This window comes from Streptomyces sp. NPDC101152 (genome assembly GCF_044768275.1).
Lineage (GTDB): Bacteria > Actinomycetota > Actinomycetes > Streptomycetales > Streptomycetaceae > Streptomyces.
On the sequence record NZ_JBIWPO010000008.1, the window covers coordinates 1 to 15,971 of the forward strand.

The 15,971-nt window shown below is 70.4% G+C and carries 11 protein-coding genes and 4 pseudogenes; 5 read left to right on the forward strand and 10 right to left on the reverse strand.

The features are described 5' to 3' along the window. Window positions 1–352: 352 nt before the first annotated feature. The 5 genes and pseudogenes from ACIRVK_RS12860 to ACIRVK_RS12880 form a co-directional block, all read right to left on the reverse strand. Window positions 353–2,038, reverse strand: coding sequence for a ribonuclease J (locus ACIRVK_RS12860; protein WP_404246150.1), 1,686 nt, complete (start codon window positions 2,036–2,038; stop codon window positions 353–355). Window positions 2,039–2,180: 142 nt separating this feature from the next. Continuing rightward, on the reverse strand, window positions 2,181–3,080 hold the full coding sequence (gene dapA, locus ACIRVK_RS12865) for a 4-hydroxy-tetrahydrodipicolinate synthase (RefSeq protein ID WP_404246152.1): 900 nt from the start codon (window positions 3,078–3,080) through the stop codon (window positions 2,181–2,183). Window positions 3,081–3,289: 209 nt separating this feature from the next. Beyond that, window positions 3,290–3,739, reverse strand: a pseudogene (gene thyX, locus ACIRVK_RS12870) (FAD-dependent thymidylate synthase); the annotation flags it as partial. 3 nt (window positions 3,740–3,742) lie between these two features. Next, a pseudogene (locus tag ACIRVK_RS12875) lies at window positions 3,743–4,669 on the reverse strand (HNH endonuclease); the annotation flags it as partial. Further along, window positions 4,649–4,939: pseudogene (locus ACIRVK_RS12880) on the reverse strand (FAD-dependent thymidylate synthase); the annotation flags it as partial. The pseudogenes ACIRVK_RS12880 and ACIRVK_RS12875, both read right to left, overlap by 21 nt. Window positions 4,940–5,140: 201 nt before the next feature. Here ACIRVK_RS12880 and ACIRVK_RS12885 point away from each other — a divergent pair. After that, on the forward strand, window positions 5,141–5,377 hold the full coding sequence (locus ACIRVK_RS12885) for a hypothetical protein (protein ID WP_404246154.1): 237 nt from the start codon (window positions 5,141–5,143) through the stop codon (window positions 5,375–5,377). Window positions 5,378–5,466: 89 nt separating this feature from the next. Beyond that, the gene (locus ACIRVK_RS12890; protein WP_404246156.1) at window positions 5,467–6,021 is read left to right on the forward strand and encodes a hypothetical protein; all 555 of its coding nucleotides are present in this window, start codon (window positions 5,467–5,469) and stop codon (window positions 6,019–6,021) included. Window positions 6,022–6,102: 81 nt separating this feature from the next. Here ACIRVK_RS12890 and ACIRVK_RS12895 read toward each other — a convergent pair whose 3' ends face one another. The 5 genes from ACIRVK_RS12895 to rpsO all read right to left on the reverse strand — a co-directional run bounded on the left by ACIRVK_RS12895 (window position 6,103) and on the right by rpsO (window position 11,583). Then, the gene (locus ACIRVK_RS12895; protein ID WP_404246158.1) at window positions 6,103–6,555 is read right to left on the reverse strand and encodes a hypothetical protein; all 453 of its coding nucleotides are present in this window, start codon (window positions 6,553–6,555) and stop codon (window positions 6,103–6,105) included. Between the two features lie 7 nt (window positions 6,556–6,562). Beyond that, window positions 6,563–7,315: a 4-hydroxy-tetrahydrodipicolinate reductase gene (dapB, locus tag ACIRVK_RS12900; protein ID WP_404246160.1), complete on the reverse strand. Its 753-nt coding sequence runs from the start codon at window positions 7,313–7,315 to the stop codon at window positions 6,563–6,565. 32 nt (window positions 7,316–7,347) lie between these two features. After that, a complete protein-coding gene (locus ACIRVK_RS12905) occupies window positions 7,348–8,727 on the reverse strand; it encodes a M16 family metallopeptidase (protein WP_404246162.1) in 1,380 nt (459 codons plus the stop codon). Continuing rightward, window positions 8,724–10,943, reverse strand: a complete 2,220-nt coding sequence (locus ACIRVK_RS12910) for a polyribonucleotide nucleotidyltransferase (protein ID WP_404246164.1) — start codon at window positions 10,941–10,943, stop codon at window positions 8,724–8,726. Before ACIRVK_RS12910 ends, ACIRVK_RS12905 begins: the two co-directional genes overlap by 4 nt. Window positions 10,944–11,295: 352 nt before the next feature. Further along, window positions 11,296–11,583: a 30S ribosomal protein S15 gene (rpsO, locus tag ACIRVK_RS12915; RefSeq protein WP_404246166.1), complete on the reverse strand. Its 288-nt coding sequence runs from the start codon at window positions 11,581–11,583 to the stop codon at window positions 11,296–11,298. Between the two features lie 265 nt (window positions 11,584–11,848). Here rpsO and ACIRVK_RS12920 point away from each other — a divergent pair, with 265 nt between their 5' ends. The 3 genes and pseudogenes from ACIRVK_RS12920 (at window position 11,849) to ACIRVK_RS12930 (ending at window position 15,940) form a co-directional block, all read left to right on the forward strand. Next, entirely contained in the window at window positions 11,849–12,124 is a 276-nt protein-coding gene (locus ACIRVK_RS12920; RefSeq protein ID WP_404246168.1) for a DUF397 domain-containing protein, read from the forward strand. 318 nt (window positions 12,125–12,442) lie between these two features. Continuing rightward, window positions 12,443–12,523 (forward strand): annotated as a pseudogene (locus tag ACIRVK_RS12925) (SCO5717 family growth-regulating ATPase); the annotation flags it as partial. Window positions 12,524–12,973: 450 nt separating this feature from the next. Continuing rightward, the gene (locus tag ACIRVK_RS12930; RefSeq protein WP_404246652.1) at window positions 12,974–15,940 is read left to right on the forward strand and encodes an AAA family ATPase; all 2,967 of its coding nucleotides are present in this window, start codon (window positions 12,974–12,976) and stop codon (window positions 15,938–15,940) included. Window positions 15,941–15,971 lie beyond the last annotated feature (31 nt).

Sequence of the window (15,971 nt, forward strand, 5' to 3'; positions counted from 1 at the left end):
GGCGTTGATTTTTGGCACGCTGTTGAGTTCTCAAGGAACGGACGCTTCCTTCGTACTCACCCTCTCGGGCTTTCCTCCGGGCGCTTCCCTTCGGTCTTGCGTTTCCGACTCTATCAGATCCTTTTCCGATCCGATTTCCTCGGCGCTTTCCAGGTTCCCGCTTTTTCTCGCGGTTTCCTTTCCGGCGGTTCCGACTTTATCAGAAGTTCTGAGTCGGTCTTTCCGCCCCTCCAGGTCTGCCCCGGCGCGCGAAGCGCCCGGGTTCCCCTGGTGGCGGAGCCGTAAACCTACTGGAGCGGGGCGCCTCGATGCAAATCGAGGCGCCCCGCTGCCAGTTCACCCGGACGAGGTGTCAGACCTCCACCACGACCGGCAGGATCATCGGCCTGCGGCGATACGTGTCGGAGACCCACTTGCCGAGGGTCCGGCGGATGAGTTGCTGCAGCTGGTGCGGCTCCACGACGCCGTCCTGGGCCGAGCGTTCGAGGACCTCCGCGATCTTCGGGATCACGTCGCCGAAGGCGGAGTCCTCGATGCCGGACCCGCGGGCCTGGATGTGCGGTCCGCCCGTGATCTTGCCCGTGGACGAGTCGACCACCACGAAGACCGAGATGATGCCCTCGTCGCCGAGGATCTTGCGGTCCTTCAGGGCCGGCTCACCGACGTCGCCGACGGAGAGCCCGTCGACGTAGACGTATCCCGCCTGGACCTTGCCCGAGATCTTCGCCTTGCCCTCGACGAGGTCGACGACCACGCCGTCCTCGGCGATGACGATCCGGTCGTGCGGGACGCCGGTCAGCGCGCCCAGTTCCGCGTTCGCCCGCAGGTGGCGCCACTCGCCGTGCACCGGCATCAGGTTCTTCGGGCGGCAGATGTTGTAGAAGTACAGCAACTCGCCGGCCGAGGCGTGACCGGAGACGTGGACCTTCGCGTTGCCCTTGTGGACGACGTTGGCGCCCCAGCGGGTCAGACCGTTGATCACGCGGTAGACCGCGTTCTCGTTGCCCGGGATCAGCGAGGAGGCGAGGATCACCGTGTCGCCGTCGACGATCCGGATCTGGTGGTCACGGTTGGCCATGCGGGACAGGGCGGCCATCGGTTCGCCCTGCGAACCCGTGCAGACCAGGACCACGTCATGGTCCGGAAGGTCGTCCAGCGTCTTGACGTCGACCACCAGGCCCGGCGGGACCTTCAGGTAGCCCAGGTCCCTCGCGATGCCCATGTTGCGGACCATCGAGCGGCCGACGAAGGCGACCCTGCGGCCGTACTCGTGGGCCGCGTCCAGGATCTGCTGGATGCGGTGGACGTGGCTGGCGAAGCTCGCCACGATGATCCGCTTGCGGGCGCCGGCGAAGACCTGGCGCAGGACGTTCGAGATGTCCCGCTCGGGCGGGACGAATCCCGGGACTTCGGCATTCGTCGAGTCGGCGAGCAGGAGGTCGATGCCCTCCTCGCTCAGACGGGCGAAGGCGTGCAGGTCCGTGAGGCGGCTGTCCAGCGGAAGCTGGTCCATCTTGAAGTCGCCGGTGTGGACGACCATGCCGGCCGGGGTGCGGATGGCGACGGCCAGCGCGTCCGGGATGGAGTGGTTGACCGCGATGAACTCGCAGTCGAAGGGGCCGACGCGTTCACGGTTCCCCTCCGCCACCTCGAGGGTGTAGGGCCGGATCCGGTGCTCCTGGAGCTTGGCCTCGATCAGGGCAAGGGTCAGCTTGGAGCCGATCAGCGGGATGTCCGGCTTCTCACGCAGCAGGAAGGGGACACCGCCGATGTGGTCCTCGTGACCGTGCGTGAGGACGATGCCCTCGATGTCGTCGAGGCGGTCCCTGACGGACGAGAAGTCCGGCAGGATCAGGTCGATTCCGGGCTGCTCCTCCTCGGGGAAGAGCACTCCGCAGTCGACGATCAGCAGGCGGCCGCCGTACTCGAAGACCGTCATGTTTCGGCCGATCTCGCCGAGACCGCCGAGCGGCGTGACCCTCAGGCCCCCTTCGGGGAGCGGCGGGGGGGAGCCGAGTTCAGGATGCGGATGACTCAAAAGACTCTCCTCACCACGCACGCCACGTACCGGTGGGCACGTGGCGCGCGTGACGTTCGTGCGTGTAGCAGTTGTCGTTGTGGAATGCGGGCACCGGTGGCCCGCCTATTCAGTTGTGAAGCCTGTCGTGCCAAGTCTGTTGTCAGAGCTGTACCCCGCCGGCGGCAAGATCGATCTTGAGCTGCTCGACCTCTTCCGGGGTGCACTCGACCATGGGCGCGCGCAGGGGACCCGCGGGCAGGCCCTGGAGGGCGAGAGCGGCCTTCGTGGTCATGACGCCCTGGGTGCGGAACATGCCCGTGTAGACGGGGAGCAGCTTCTGGTGGATCTCGGTGGCCTTCTGTACGTCGCCGGAGACGAAGGCGTCGACGAGGGCCCGCAGGTCGGGCGTCACGACATGGCCGACGACCGAGACGAAGCCGACCGCGCCCACGGAGAGCAGCGGCAGGTTCAGCATGTCGTCGCCGGAGTACCAGGCCAGGCCCGAACGGGCGATGGCCCAGCTGGCCCGGCCGAGATCGCCCTTGGCGTCCTTGTTGGCGACGATCCGCGGGTGCTCCGCGAGGCGGACCAGCGTCTCGGTGTTGATCGGGACGCCGCTGCGGCCGGGGATGTCGTAGAGCATGACCGGAAGCCCGGCGGCGTCGGCGACGGCCGTGAAGTGCCGGTACAGGCCCTCCTGCGGGGGCTTGTTGTAGTACGGGGTGACGATGAGGAGCCCGTGTGCGCCCACGCGCTCGGCCTCGCGCGCCAGCTCGATGCTGTGGTGGGTGTCGTTGGTGCCGACGCCGGCCACGACGTGCGCCCGGTCACCGACGGCTTCCAGGACCGCCCGTACGAGCTCCGATTTCTCCGCGTCGCTGGTGGTGGGGGACTCACCGGTGGTGCCGTTGATGATCAGGCCGTCGTTGCCTGCGTCCACCAGGTGGGAAGCGAGCCGCTGCGCGCCGTCGAGGTCGAGTGCGCCGTCCGCCGTGAAGGGCGTGACCATGGCGGTGAGGACCCGCCCGAAGGGGGTCTGCGGAGTGGAGGTCGGAGCCATGGGTAACACGCTACTCGCTGCTGATTGCGAGGTCTGCCCTCGGGGTGCGGGATAAGTCCGGACAAATGCGGAGCCCGGTACTGCCTGCTCGGGGGTTCAAGCAGTACCGGGTCCGTTTGATCAGGCTAGATGAACTTCGCCAAATGCCGCAATTGGGACACTTCACGCGGCTGACGTACATGTGTGCTCTGGCAGGGAACGATGGTGCGTTACGGCGCCACACGCCCGTTCGCGTTGAAGGCGGCGTACGTCAGCGGCATGAGCCTGGCCCACTCCGCCTCCATCTTCTCGCCGACCATCTCGATCTCCCGCTGCGGGAAGGACGGCACCTTCGCCAGCTCGTGCTGGGTGCGCAGACCGAGGAAGTGCATCAGCGAGCGGGCGTTGCAGGTGGCGTACATCGAGGAGAACAGTCCGACGGGCAGGACGGCACGGGCGACCTCGCGGGCGACGCCGGCGGCGAGCATCTCCTGGTAGTGCTCGTACGCCTGGATGTAGGAGTCCTGCATCGAGCGCTCGACGATCGCCTGCTGGGATTCGGTACCCGCCACGAACTCGTACTTCCCGGGCCGACCCTGCTGCACGAGCTTGCGGTCCTCCCCCGGCACGTAGAAGACGGGCTGCAGCTCGCGGTAGCGGCCGGACTCCTCGTTGTACGAGTTGTGGACGACGATCCCGTTCGCGAGGAAGTTGTGCCACGGGCCCTCCACGGAGAGGTCGTACGTCATCTCCTCGCCGTCCACCTCGATGGCGACGACCGGGTCCGGCACCGCCGTGGCCGCCTCGCCGCCGCGCTGCGCCAGCGCCTGCTCCTCAGCGCTCTTGGCGGCGTGGCAGGGTTCGCACGCGGGCGCCAGGTTCTTCTCGTCCAGGGCCCGCGTCAGGTCATCCGCCACGGGGACGACGTGGTCCAGGGCGAGCCGGTCCCGGGGGAAGTCCTGCCCGCACAGGTGACAGGTGTCCGTCTCCTTGATCAGCCGTTCGCGCTGCGTCGCGGTCCACACTCCGATACCGCGCTGGAGGCTCGGCGGCACCAGCGCCTGAGACGGGGGCGACACCGTACCGGCGACCAGGACGGAGTCCCCGACGGTGAGTTCGCCGGCCTTGCACCAGCCCTCGGGGGTGAAAACGGCGTGGTCGACCGTGCATCGGAGAGTCCTGCCCGAGGCTGTGGTGATCCTGATCAGCGGCTTCACGCCCGACTCGATCACGTCGACGATCCTGGCCCGCCGGGCGAGCAGGGTGTCCTCGTCGTAGCAGCGCACGTGGTTGCTGCGCACGGATTCGAACTTGCGGAGCCGGGTGCCGGGGTGCTGCTCCCGGAACTCGGCCACGGCGGACTCGGCCGCCTCGCGGTCGTCGAACAGACCGAGGTGGTGGTCGGTGTCGCCGGCCCGCACCTGGGCCGTCCACTTGCCCGCCCGGCCGTCCCACGTCACGCCCCCCGCCGAGTGCGGCAGGCGGTCCTCGACGCCCAGGTGCCACAGCTCGTGGAGCTCGGCGATGGTGCGTCGGCGCAGCCCGCCGGCCTCGCTCTCCAGGGTGATCTCCGTGTCCCCCGCGATGCACCAGCCCACCCGGTGACGCATGAACTCCCGGAAGACGAAGATCGGGGCGCTGATGAAGAAGGTCATCGAGTTGTGTTCGAAGGGGCTGCCGTGCCGGTCCCGCATGAGGTAGTTGATCAGGCCCTTGGAGCGCTCCGGGTCCTTCTTCAGCTCGTCCAGGGACTGCTCGCCGGCGGTGGAGACGCGGGCGGCCCACAGCACGTCGGAGTCGGCCGCGCTGTGCTTGACCAGTTCGACGGTGACGTCGCTGCGGAAGCTGGGCTTGAGGTCGTCGGCGGGGGTGTCGGTCACGGCTCGGAGGGTCCTTCCATCACGTCTCGCGGGCGGCGCCCACTCTACGGCCCGGCACTGACAAGGGGGCGTTCGGTACCGGGTCGCGACATACGTCGGCGAATTTCTGTGAATTCGGCGAAACCGGGCACCTTTCGGGGCACTCGCCCGTCTGTCTGGGTGACCGTCATCCATTCGACTCCGAGAGGAGAGGTACCGGCCATGTTTCGTCGGCGCGAGCCCGTCCCGTTCGCCTTCGTCGCCGAGGCCGACAGGTTTCGCAGCAATGTCGCTCCCCCGCCGCGCGAGCGGGCGTCCGCCGGGCAGATAGCCGGACGTTGGCTGCTCGGGGCGACCATCGTGGCCGCTCTGGTCGGTGCCCTGGTGCTCGGCATGCCGTCGCTGTCGGCCAACACCCACTCACCGGCTCAGCAGTCGCAGGCATCCCAGGGACACTGACTCCTTCGGGCCCCCGATGGTGGTGAGCGGGGACACAGCCGGATAGCCTCACCGGGCACAGCCCACGCATGGACGAGTGAGGACCAGCCGTGCCCCTGCCCTTCCTGACGGCCGACCGCGCTTTTGCCACAGCCGACGATCTCGCGCTGCCCTTCGACGACCGCGACCGCTGGCGGCGCCCCTACCGTCCCGGGCCCTGGCGCGTGGGCACGGCGGCGCTTCTGCTGCTGCTCGCCTCGTTCGTGCTGTTCGCGGCCGTCGTCATCGCGCTCACCGCGTCCGTATCCGAGGCCGGCGTGATCCTCGGCATCGCGCTGGCCGTCATCCTGGGCGCCCTGCGGCTGCTGCGGGTGGGCGTGTGGGTGAGCGGGCGCGGACTGCGCCAGGTCGGCTTCCTGAGCACGCGTACGGCGCCCTGGGAGCAGGTCGTCGCCGTGCGGACGGTGCAGCGGCCGGTGCGCTGGCTCGGTCTGCCGCGGACCGTGCAGGGGCAGGCGCTGATCCTCGTGCGCAGGGGCCGTGCCGCCGAGGACGCGCCGGTGCTGCTGACGACGCACGACGCCGACTTCATGGCGCGGGCCGGGTCCTTCGACCGGGCCGCGGACGCGATCGAGGCGTGGGCGGCCGAGAACACGCGCAGGTGATCCCCTCGGGAAGATGAAGGGGCCGGTCCGCGGTGTGCGCGGGCCGGCCCCTTCGGTCTTCGGGCTTCGGTCTTGGGGCCGTCAGGCCTCGACCGTCTTGCCGTCGTGCAGCGCGATCGCCCGCTGCATCGCCTTGCGGGCGCGGGGCGTGTCGCGGGCGTCGTGGTAGGCGACCGCGAGGCGGAACCAGCTGCGCCAGTCGTCGGGGGCGGCCTCCGTCTCGGCCTTGCGCTTGGCGAAGACCTCGTCGGCCGAGTCACGGTCGATACGGCCGCCGGGCGTGCGCTTCAGCTCGTCGACGGGCAGGCCGCCCTCGGCGTCCAGTTCGGCGGCGAGCGCGTTGGCCCTGCGGACGAACTGGGTGTTCTTCCACAGGAACCACAGCCCGATGACCGGCAGGATCAGCACCGCCACGCCGAAGGTGACGGTCAGGACGGTGCCGGACTGGATGAGCATGACGCCGCGGCTGCCGACCAGGACGAAGTAGAAGACCAGGACGGCGGCCGTCACGGCGTAGGACAGCTTGGCTCGCATGGCGGTGTCAGCCCAGGTCCAGGAAGTGTTCCAGGCCGAAGGTCAGGCCCGGGGTGGTCACCACGCGGCGGGCGCCGAGCAGGATGCCCGGCATGAAGCTGCTGTGGTGCAGGGAGTCGTGCCGGACCGTGAGGGTCTCGCCCTCGCCGCCGAGCAGGACCTCCTGGTGGGCGAGCAGACCGCGCAGGCGGACCGCGTGGACGGGGATGCCGTCGACGCTCGCGCCGCGCGCGCCCTCCAGGGCCGTCTGGGTCGCGTCGGGTGCCGGGGCCGTGCCCGCCGCGCGCCGTGCCTCGGCGATGAGCTGGGCCGTCCGGGTGGCCGTACCGGAGGGGGCGTCGACCTTCTTCGGGTGGTGCAGTTCGACGACCTCGACGGACTCGAAGTACGGGGCGGCGATCTGCGCGAACTTCATGGTGAGGACGGCGCCGATGGAGAAGTTGGGCGCGATGAGGACGCCCGTCCCCGGGGAGGCGGCGAGCCAGTCGTTCAGCCGCGCGAGGCGTTCGTCGGTCCAGCCGGTGGTGCCGACGACCGCGTGGATGCCGTGTCCCACGCAGTATTCGAGGTTGGCCATCACCGAGTCCGGCGTGGTCAGCTCGACGGCGACCTGGGCGCCGGAGTCGGCGAGCGTCTCCAGTTTGTCGCCCCGGCCAAGGGCGGCCACCAGCTCCATGTCCTCGGCCGCCTCGACGGCCCGTACGGCCTCGGAACCGATGCGGCCCTTGGCTCCGAGAACCGCCACGCGCAGCTTGCTCATCTTCTTGCTTCCTTAACCGGGAACGAGGGTGATCAGGCGACGGCGTCGTTCAGCCGGGACGCCTGCTTGTCCTTGAGCGGGCCGATGACCGACAGCGACGGCCGCTGTCCCAGGATGTCGCGGGCCACCGAGCGGACGTCGTCCGGGGTGACCTCCGCGATCCGGGCCAGCATGTCGTCGACGGACATCTGCTCGCCCCAGCACAGCTCGCTCTTGCCGATGCGGTTCATCAGCGCGCCGGTGTCCTCCAGGCCGAGGACCGTGGAGCCGCGGAGCTGGCCGATGGCGCGGCCGATCTCGTCGTCGGACAGACCGTGCTCGGCGACGTGGTCGAGCTCGTCGCGGCAGATCTTCAGCACGTCGTGGACCTGCGAGGGCCTGCAGCCGGCGTACACGCCGAACAGGCCGCAGTCGGCGAAGCCGGAGGTGTACGAGTACACGCTGTAGGCCAGGCCGCGCTTCTCGCGGACCTCCTGGAACAGGCGGGAGGACATCCCGCCGCCGAGTGCGGTGTTCAGCACGCCGAGCGCCCAGCGGCGCTCGTCGGTGCGGGCCAGGCCCGGCATGCCCAGGACGACGTGCGCCTGCTCGGTCTTGCGGCCCAGCAGTTCGACGCGGCCCGCGGTGCGGATGGTGCGCCGGCCGTCGCGCGGGGCGATGGGCGTGGCCTCGGGGTCGCGGAAGGCGCCGGCCTTCTCGAAGGCGGCCCGGACCTGTCGTACGACCTTGGTGTGGTCGATGTTGCCGGCGGCCGCGACGACGAGGTGGGTCGGGTCGTAGTGCTTCTTGTAGAAGCGGCGGATGCGGTCGGCGGTGAGGGCGTTGACCGTGTCGACCGTGCCGAGGACCGGGCGGCCGAGGGGGTTGTCGCCGAACATCGTGTGCGCGAACAGGTCGTGCACGCAGTCGCCCGGGTCGTCCTCGGTCATGGCGATCTCTTCGAGGATGGCGCCGCGCTCGACGTTGACGTCCTCCTCGAGGATCAGCGAGCCCGTCAGCATGTCGCAGACGACGTCTATGGCGAGCGGCAGGTCGGCGTCGAGCACGCGCGCGTAGTAGCACGTGTACTCCTTCGCCGTGAACGCGTTCATCTCGCCGCCGACCGCGTCGACGGCGGCGGAGATGTCCAGGGCGGACCTGCGGCTGGTGCCCTTGAAGAGCAGGTGCTCCAGGTAGTGCGTGGCGCCGTTCAGGGCGGGCGTCTCGTCGCGCGAACCGACGTGCGCCCAGATGCCGAAGGTGGCGGAGCGCACGGTGGGCGGGGTGGGGGTTCCGCGGCGCTGTCCACCGGGGTGGGTGTTTTTCCGGCGGGGGCGGAGGCGGTGGGTGCTTTTGACCTGTTTTTGGGTCGGGGGGACGCCCGGCGCCTCCGATGTGGGGCGGGCCGTCGCCCTGAAGCCACGGGACGTCACTGCTCGGTGTCGTCCTTCGCCTCGTCGGCCTCGCCTTCGCCCTCGATCACGGGGACGAGGGAGAGCTTGCCGCGGGAGTCGATCTCGGCGATCTCGACCTGGACCTTGGCGCCCACGCCGAGGACGTCCTCGACGTTCTCCACGCGCTTGCCGCCGGCCAGCTTGCGGATCTGCGAGATGTGCAGCAGGCCGTCCTTGCCGGGCAGGAGCGAGACGAAGGCGCCGAACGTCGTCGTCTTCACGACCGTGCCCAGGTAGCGCTCGCCGACCTCGGGCATGGTCGGGTTGGCGATCGAGTTGATCGTGGTGCGGGCGGCCTCGGCGGCCGGGCCGTCGGAGGCACCGATATAGATCGTGCCGTCGTCCTCGATGGTGATCTCGGCGCCGGTGTCCTCCTGGATCTGGTTGATCATCTTGCCCTTGGGGCCAATGACCTCACCGATCTTGTCGACCGGGATCTTCACCGTGATGATCCGCGGCGCGTTCGGGGACATCTCGTCCGGCGTGTCGATCGCTTCCATCATCACGTCGAGGATGTGGAGGCGGGCGTCACGGGCCTGCTTGAGTGCGGCGGCCAGGACGGAGGCGGGGATGCCGTCCAGCTTGGTGTCGAGCTGGAGGGCGGTCACGAACTCCTTGGTGCCGGCGACCTTGAAGTCCATGTCGCCGAAGGCGTCCTCCGCACCGAGGATGTCGGTGAGGGTGACGTAGTGCGTCTCGCCCTCGATCTCCTGGGAGATCAGGCCCATGGCGATACCGGCGACGGGGGCCTTCAGCGGTACACCGGCGTTCAGCAGCGACATGGTGGAGGCGCAGACCGAGCCCATGGACGTCGAGCCGTTGGAGCTCAGCGCCTCGGACACCTGGCGGATCGCGTAGGGGAACTCCTCGCGCGTCGGCAGGACCGGGACCAGGGCGCGCTCGGCGAGGGCGCCGTGGCCGATCTCGCGGCGCTTCGGGGAGCCGACGCGGCCGGTCTCGCCGGTGGAGTACGGCGGGAAGTTGTAGTTGTGCATGTAGCGCTTGCGGGTCACCGGGGAGAGGGTGTCCAGCTGCTGCTCCATGCGGAGCATGTTGAGGGTGGTGACGCCCAGGATCTGGGTCTCGCCACGCTCGAACACCGCGGAGCCGTGCACGCGCGGGATGGCCTCGACCTCGGCGGCCAGCGTGCGGATGTCGGTGACACCGCGGCCGTCGATGCGCTTCTTCTCCTTGATCACGCGCTCACGGACCAGCTGCTTGGTCAGCGAGCGGTACGCGGCGGAGATCTCCTTCTCGCGGCCCTCGAACTCCGGGAGGAGCTTCTCGGCGGCGAGCGCCTTGACGCGGTCCAGCTCGGCCTCGCGCTCCTGCTTGCCCGCGATGGTCAGCGCGGAGGCGAGCTCCGGGCGGACGGCGCCGGACAGCGCCTCCAGGACGTCGTCCTGGTAGTCGAGGAAGATCGGGAACTCGCCGGTGGGCTTGGCGGCCTTCGCGGCGAGGTCGGCCTGGGCCTTGCAGAGCACCTTGATGAAGGGCTTCGCGGCGTCCAGACCGGCGGCGACGACCTCCTCGGTGGGGGCCTCGGCGCCGACCTTGACCAGCTGGATGGTCTTCTCGGTGGCCTCGGCCTCGACCATCATGATCGCGACGTCGCCGTCCTCCAGGACGCGACCGGCGACGACCATGTCGAAGACGGCGTCCTCGAGCTCGGTGTGCGTCGGGAACGCGACCCACTGGCCGTTGATCAGCGCGACGCGGACGCCGCCGATCGGGCCGGAGAAGGGCAGTCCGGCCAGCTGCGTGGACGCGGAGGCGGCGTTGATCGCCACGACGTCGTACAGGTGGTCGGGGTTGAGGGCCATGATCGTGGCGACGACCTGGATCTCGTTGCGCAGGCCCTTCTTGAAGGACGGGCGCAGCGGGCGGTCGATGAGGCGGCAGGTGAGGATCGCGTCCTCGGAGGGCCGGCCCTCACGGCGGAAGAAGCTGCCGGGGATCTTGCCGGCGGCGTACATCCGCTCCTCGACGTCCACCGTCAGCGGGAAGAAGTCGAGCTGGTCCTTGGGGTTCTTGGACGCGGTGGTGGCCGACAGCACCATGGTGTCGTCGTCCAGGTACGCCACGGCGGAGCCGGCGGCCTGCTTGGCCAGGCGGCCCGTCTCGAAGCGGATGGTGCGGGTGCCGAAGGAGCCGTTGTCGATGACGGCCTCGGCGTAGTGGGTCTCGTTCTCCACTAGCGTTTTCTCCGTTACTTGTCGTCTTTCGTCCCTCCTCGCCCGTGTGGCGGGGGGACGGTCCCGGAGAAGCGCTCCGTCCAGTGCGGGCCGGTCTTCGATCGAAGCACCCGGGGCTCTTCCCCCGGGGGCCACTACCGAGGACCGGCGGCGGCTAGGTGCGCTTCTCCTCGTTCGGGTCGTACGGGCTCTGTGCCGTACGTGTTCCGTGTCGTGCGTATTGCGTTGTGCTACCACACTACAAAGCGCGCGTGACACTCCGCACGTTTCCGCACCTACGTCGGTACGTTCCGTACGTACGGCAAAGGGAGCGGCCCCCGATCGTCTCGGGAACCGCTCCCTTCACGGTGTCCTACCGGGCGCCCGCGGCGCCGCGGCGGATGCCGAGGCGGTCGACGAGCGCACGGAAGCGCGCGATGTCCTTCTTCGCCAGGTACTGCAGCAGGCGACGGCGCTGACCGACGAGGATCAGCAGACCCCGGCGGGAGTGGTGGTCGTGCTTGTGGGTCTTGAGGTGCTCGGTCAGGTCGGAGATCCGACGGGACAGCAGAGCGACCTGGACCTCGGGGGAGCCGGTGTCACCCTCCTTGGTACCGAACTCGGAGATGATCTGCTTCTTCACTGCGGCGTCGAGCGACACGCGTACTCCTCATAGTCTGTGAGTGGCCACCGAGTGCCCCCGGTCTGCGTCTCGGGGAAGCTTCCGTTACTCGGGAGGCGGGGATCCGCTGGGCGCGGCCACCGGGGTCGGATGAGGACTCCGGGGGTGCGTACACGAATGGCCGTCACTCAGGGTACCAGTCCATGGCGGGCCTCTTCGCACAGGTCCCCAAAGGCCGGGGACGAGACGGGGACGGCCACTAGGGTGAACGCACAGATCGTTCTCGTACCTCGGGAAGGGACCCATGGCGGAGACGGAAGAGCAGATCAAGGCGCGCAAGGAGCGGGAACGGGACGAGCTGTACGCGCTCGACATCTCCGGCGTCGAGTGGCACAGCGCGCCCGGCACGGAGGAGCACGAGGAGCGGGTGGAGATCGCCTACCTTCCCGGCGGGGCCGTCGCCATGCGCTCCTCGCTCGACCCCGACACCGTGCTGCGCTACACCGAGGCGGAGTGGCGGGCCTTCGTACTGGGTGCCCGGGACGGCGAGTTCGACCTGGAGCCGACGCCGGAGGCGTAGCAGTCGGTGGTGGTGGTCGGGCAGTTCCTGGGTGACGGGGTTCCTTGATCCCGTTTTGCTCACCAATGTGACTGCCGTGTACGTCAGTTCGTGGCTGGTTGTGACGCAGTGGGCAGGTGCTCGGGGGTGGACGGGCCTGCCGTGCTGGGGCCCCTGGTGATTAGGCTGGTACAGGGTGCGCCGCCAGGACCCGTGGACCAGGTGGCGGTGCCCCGGGGGGAGAGCCGGTGGATCGGTCTGCCTCGCACGCATCAGGACGACAAGCACATGGTCGCCCCGGCACGGCATTGAGGGTGCTCGACCACACCAGGAGGAACTGTGAGCAGCGATCGGGACGGGATCCGCGGGGGCTGGGCCACACCCGGCGATGACCAGCCCGACGCGGAGTCCGCCGTCGAGACGACGGGCGAGTTCACCATCGACTACGCACCACCGGCGTGGTACACGCAGAACGCTTCGGGGGGTTCCTCGGGCGGGGGCGGCGCGGGTGACTCCGGTGCCGCTGGATCCGGTACGGGCGATTCCGGAGCCGGTGTGTCCGGTGCCGGTGTGTCCGGTGCCGGTGGAGCCGGTGCCGGTGGAGCCGGTGCCGGGGCGAGTGGCGCTTCCGGGGGGCCCGCCGCTTCGGGGTCTCCCACCGACTTCTCTCTTTCCTCACTCCCCGGACTGACTCCGCCCGCCCACTCGCTCCCTCGGCCTCCTGCGGGCAACGGTCCGGCTGCGGCGCCCGGGGCGCCCTTCACCCCGCCCCCTCCGGCTCCCGCGCCCGGGGTTCCGTTCACTCCTCCGGCTTCGCCCCCGGCAGCGCCGGTCGCGCCACCCGTGCCGCCGACCGGAGCGCCGGGAGCGGTGCCGAAGCTTCCGGTGGGGAGCGGGTTCGAGCCGCAGTGGGGGCCTCCGTCGGCAACGCAGCCTCAGGCTCCGGTCGTTGACGACTCCGCGGCCGCCGAGGAGGAGTCCGGGAAGGGCGATCTGGAGAGCGGCCGCACCATGCGGTTCTCCGCCGCGGCCCTGAAGCGGGAGATCGACGAGCACGCCACCACGGACGGGACGCTGCCTGATTCCGGCGACGAGGGCGCCGACCCGGCTGGGGACGGCGCTGCTGAGGTGGCACCCGCGGAGGCGGAGACCGGGTCCGCCGCAACGTCCGAAGACGCGGACGAGTCTGTGGAGGCCGAGGGCTCCGCATCGGCCGACGTGATCGAACTCGCGGGCTTCTCCCGGGTTTCGGACGCGGACGAGGGCGATTCCGCCGAGGTCGCGGAGGCCGGCCCGGCTACGGAGGCCACCGAAGCCGAGGAAGATGCCGCGGCCGAGAGCGCAGCACCGCAGGAGCCTGCCGTCACTGACGCCGGGCTGCCCGACTCCCCTGCCCCTGCCGCCGAGGCGGAGGAGTCCGCAGTCGCCGACGCCGAGTCGGCCGACGCCCCGGCCAAGGACGCGGACGCGGTGCGTGCGGACGCCGGGGCCTCCGACGCCGTACCGGCGCAGGCCCAGACTCAGGACGCCGTCCCGCACGACAGCGAGCCCCAGGACGCCGTTCCCGGACCGGCCGACGCCCCGCAGGACACGCCGCCCGCCTGGACGCCTCCCCCGGCGGCGCAGGGCGAGGTGCCGCCGTTGCCACCGTTGCCGCCGTCGTACCAGCCCGCGGCACCCGCACCGGCGGCCGAGTGGCCCGTACAGCCTCAGCAGCCGGCGCCCGCCGCACCCGTGCAGCCACCGGTGACGCCGCCCTTCCAGCCGCAGGCCCCGCAGTCGGCCCCGGCAGGCTGGAACGCACCGCCCGCCCCCCAGCCGGGCGCTCCCGCCCCGACGGCACCCGCCGCCGCGGCCCCGCAGCCCCCTGCCCCCGCGCCCGCGCCCGCGCCCGCCCCGCAAAGCGGGTACGGCTTCCCGAACCCGACCGCACCCCAAACCGCCCCACCTGCCCAGCCGGGCCCCGATTCCCCCGTCGACACGGGTGGTTACGGCTTCCCCCCGCCCCCGGCGGCACAGCCCCAGCCTGGCGGCGTCCCCCACCCCACGGCTCCCCAGCCCGCCCCCAACTCCCCCGCCCACGCGGACGGTTACGGTTTCCCGCCCCCCGGGGCACAGCCCCAGCCTCCCGTCGGCCCCAACCCGGCCGCCCCGCCCGGTGGTTACGGCTTCCCCCAGCCGCCCGCCCCGCAGGGCCGGCCGCAGCCCGGCCCCCCGCCGCAGGGGCAGCCCTACCCGGGCGTTCCTGCACAAGGACAGCCGCACCCGGGCGTTCCGGCCCAGGGCCAACCGCAGCCCGGCCTGCCCCTGCAAGAGCAGCCTCACCCGGTTGTTCCCGCGCAAGGACAGCCCCACCCGGGCGTTCCGGCCCAGAGCCAGCCGCACCCCGGTACTCCCCCGCAACAGCAGCCTCAGCCCAGCCGGCCTGCCCCTGCGGGTGGGTTCCCGCAGCAAGCACCGGACGGGCCGCACCCCGCTGCCCAGGTGCAGCAGCCCGTCGATCCCCGGCTCGGGACGGGGTGGCCGCAGCCCATTCAGCACGATCAGCGGCAGCCCACCAACCCCGGTGCCGCGCCGCTCGGTTACACCGCTGCCGTGGAGCTGTCCTCCGACCGGCTGCTCAACAACAAGAAGCAGAAGGCGAAGAGCGGCCGGCCCGCCGCCGCGCCGAGCCGGTTCAAGATCGGCGGGAAGAAGGAAGAGGCCGAGCGGCAGCGGAAGTTGGAGCTGATCCGCACGCCGGTGCTGTCCTGCTACCGGATCGCCGTCATCAGCCTCAAGGGCGGCGTCGGCAAGACGACCACGACCACCGCCCTCGGCTCCACCCTCGCCACCGAGCGCCAGGACAAGATCCTCGCCATCGACGCGAACCCGGACGCCGGCACCCTCGGCCGCCGCGTGCGCCGCGAGACCGGGGCCACCATCCGCGACCTCGTCCAGGCGATCCCGTATCTCAACTCGTACATGGACATCCGGCGCTTCACCTCGCAGGCGTCGTCCGGACTCGAGATCATCGCCAACGACGTCGACCCGGCCGTCTCGACGACCTTCAACGACGAGGACTACCGGCGCGCGATCGACGTGCTGGGCCGCCAGTACCCGATCATCCTCACCGACTCGGGCACGGGTCTGCTCTACAGCGCCATGCGCGGCGTGCTCGACCTGGCCGACCAGCTGATCATCATCTCGACGCCGTCCGTCGACGGCGCGAGCAGCGCCAGTACGACGCTGGACTGGCTGTCGGCGCACGGGTACGCGGACCTCGTCTCGCGCTCCCTCACCGTGATCTCCGGCGTTCGCGAGACCGGCAAGATGATCAAGGTCGAGGACATAGTGGCGCATTTCGAGACGCGCTGCCGAGGTGTCGTGGTCGTGCCCTTCGACGAGCACCTCTCGGCCGGCGCCGAGGTCGACCTCGACATGATGCGGCCCAAGGTGCGCGAGGCGTACTTCAACCTCGCGGCGTTGGTCGCCGAGGACTTCGTACGGCACCAGCAGATGCACGGGCTGTGGACGAACGACGGCAACCCGCCCCCGGTCGCGGCCCCGCCGATGCCGGGCCAGGCGATTCCGGCGCAGCAACTCTACGGACAGCCCGGGCAGCCGATTCCTGGGCAGCAGCCCTATCCTCAGCAGCCCCAGGTGCCTCACCAGCCCCAGGTGCCTCAGCAGCCCAGCCAGCCCTACGCGCCCGGGCAGCCCTACCCCGGTCAGCCCTACCCGCAGCAGCCGGGTCAGCCCGGTTACGGCTATCCCCAGCCCCCGCAGCAGCCGCAGCCGCAGCCGCCGGCGGACGGGCAGACTCCGCCGCCTCCCCCACCGCCGCCGCAGCAGTAGCCGGTGAGGCCGAAGGGGGCCGGTGCCATCA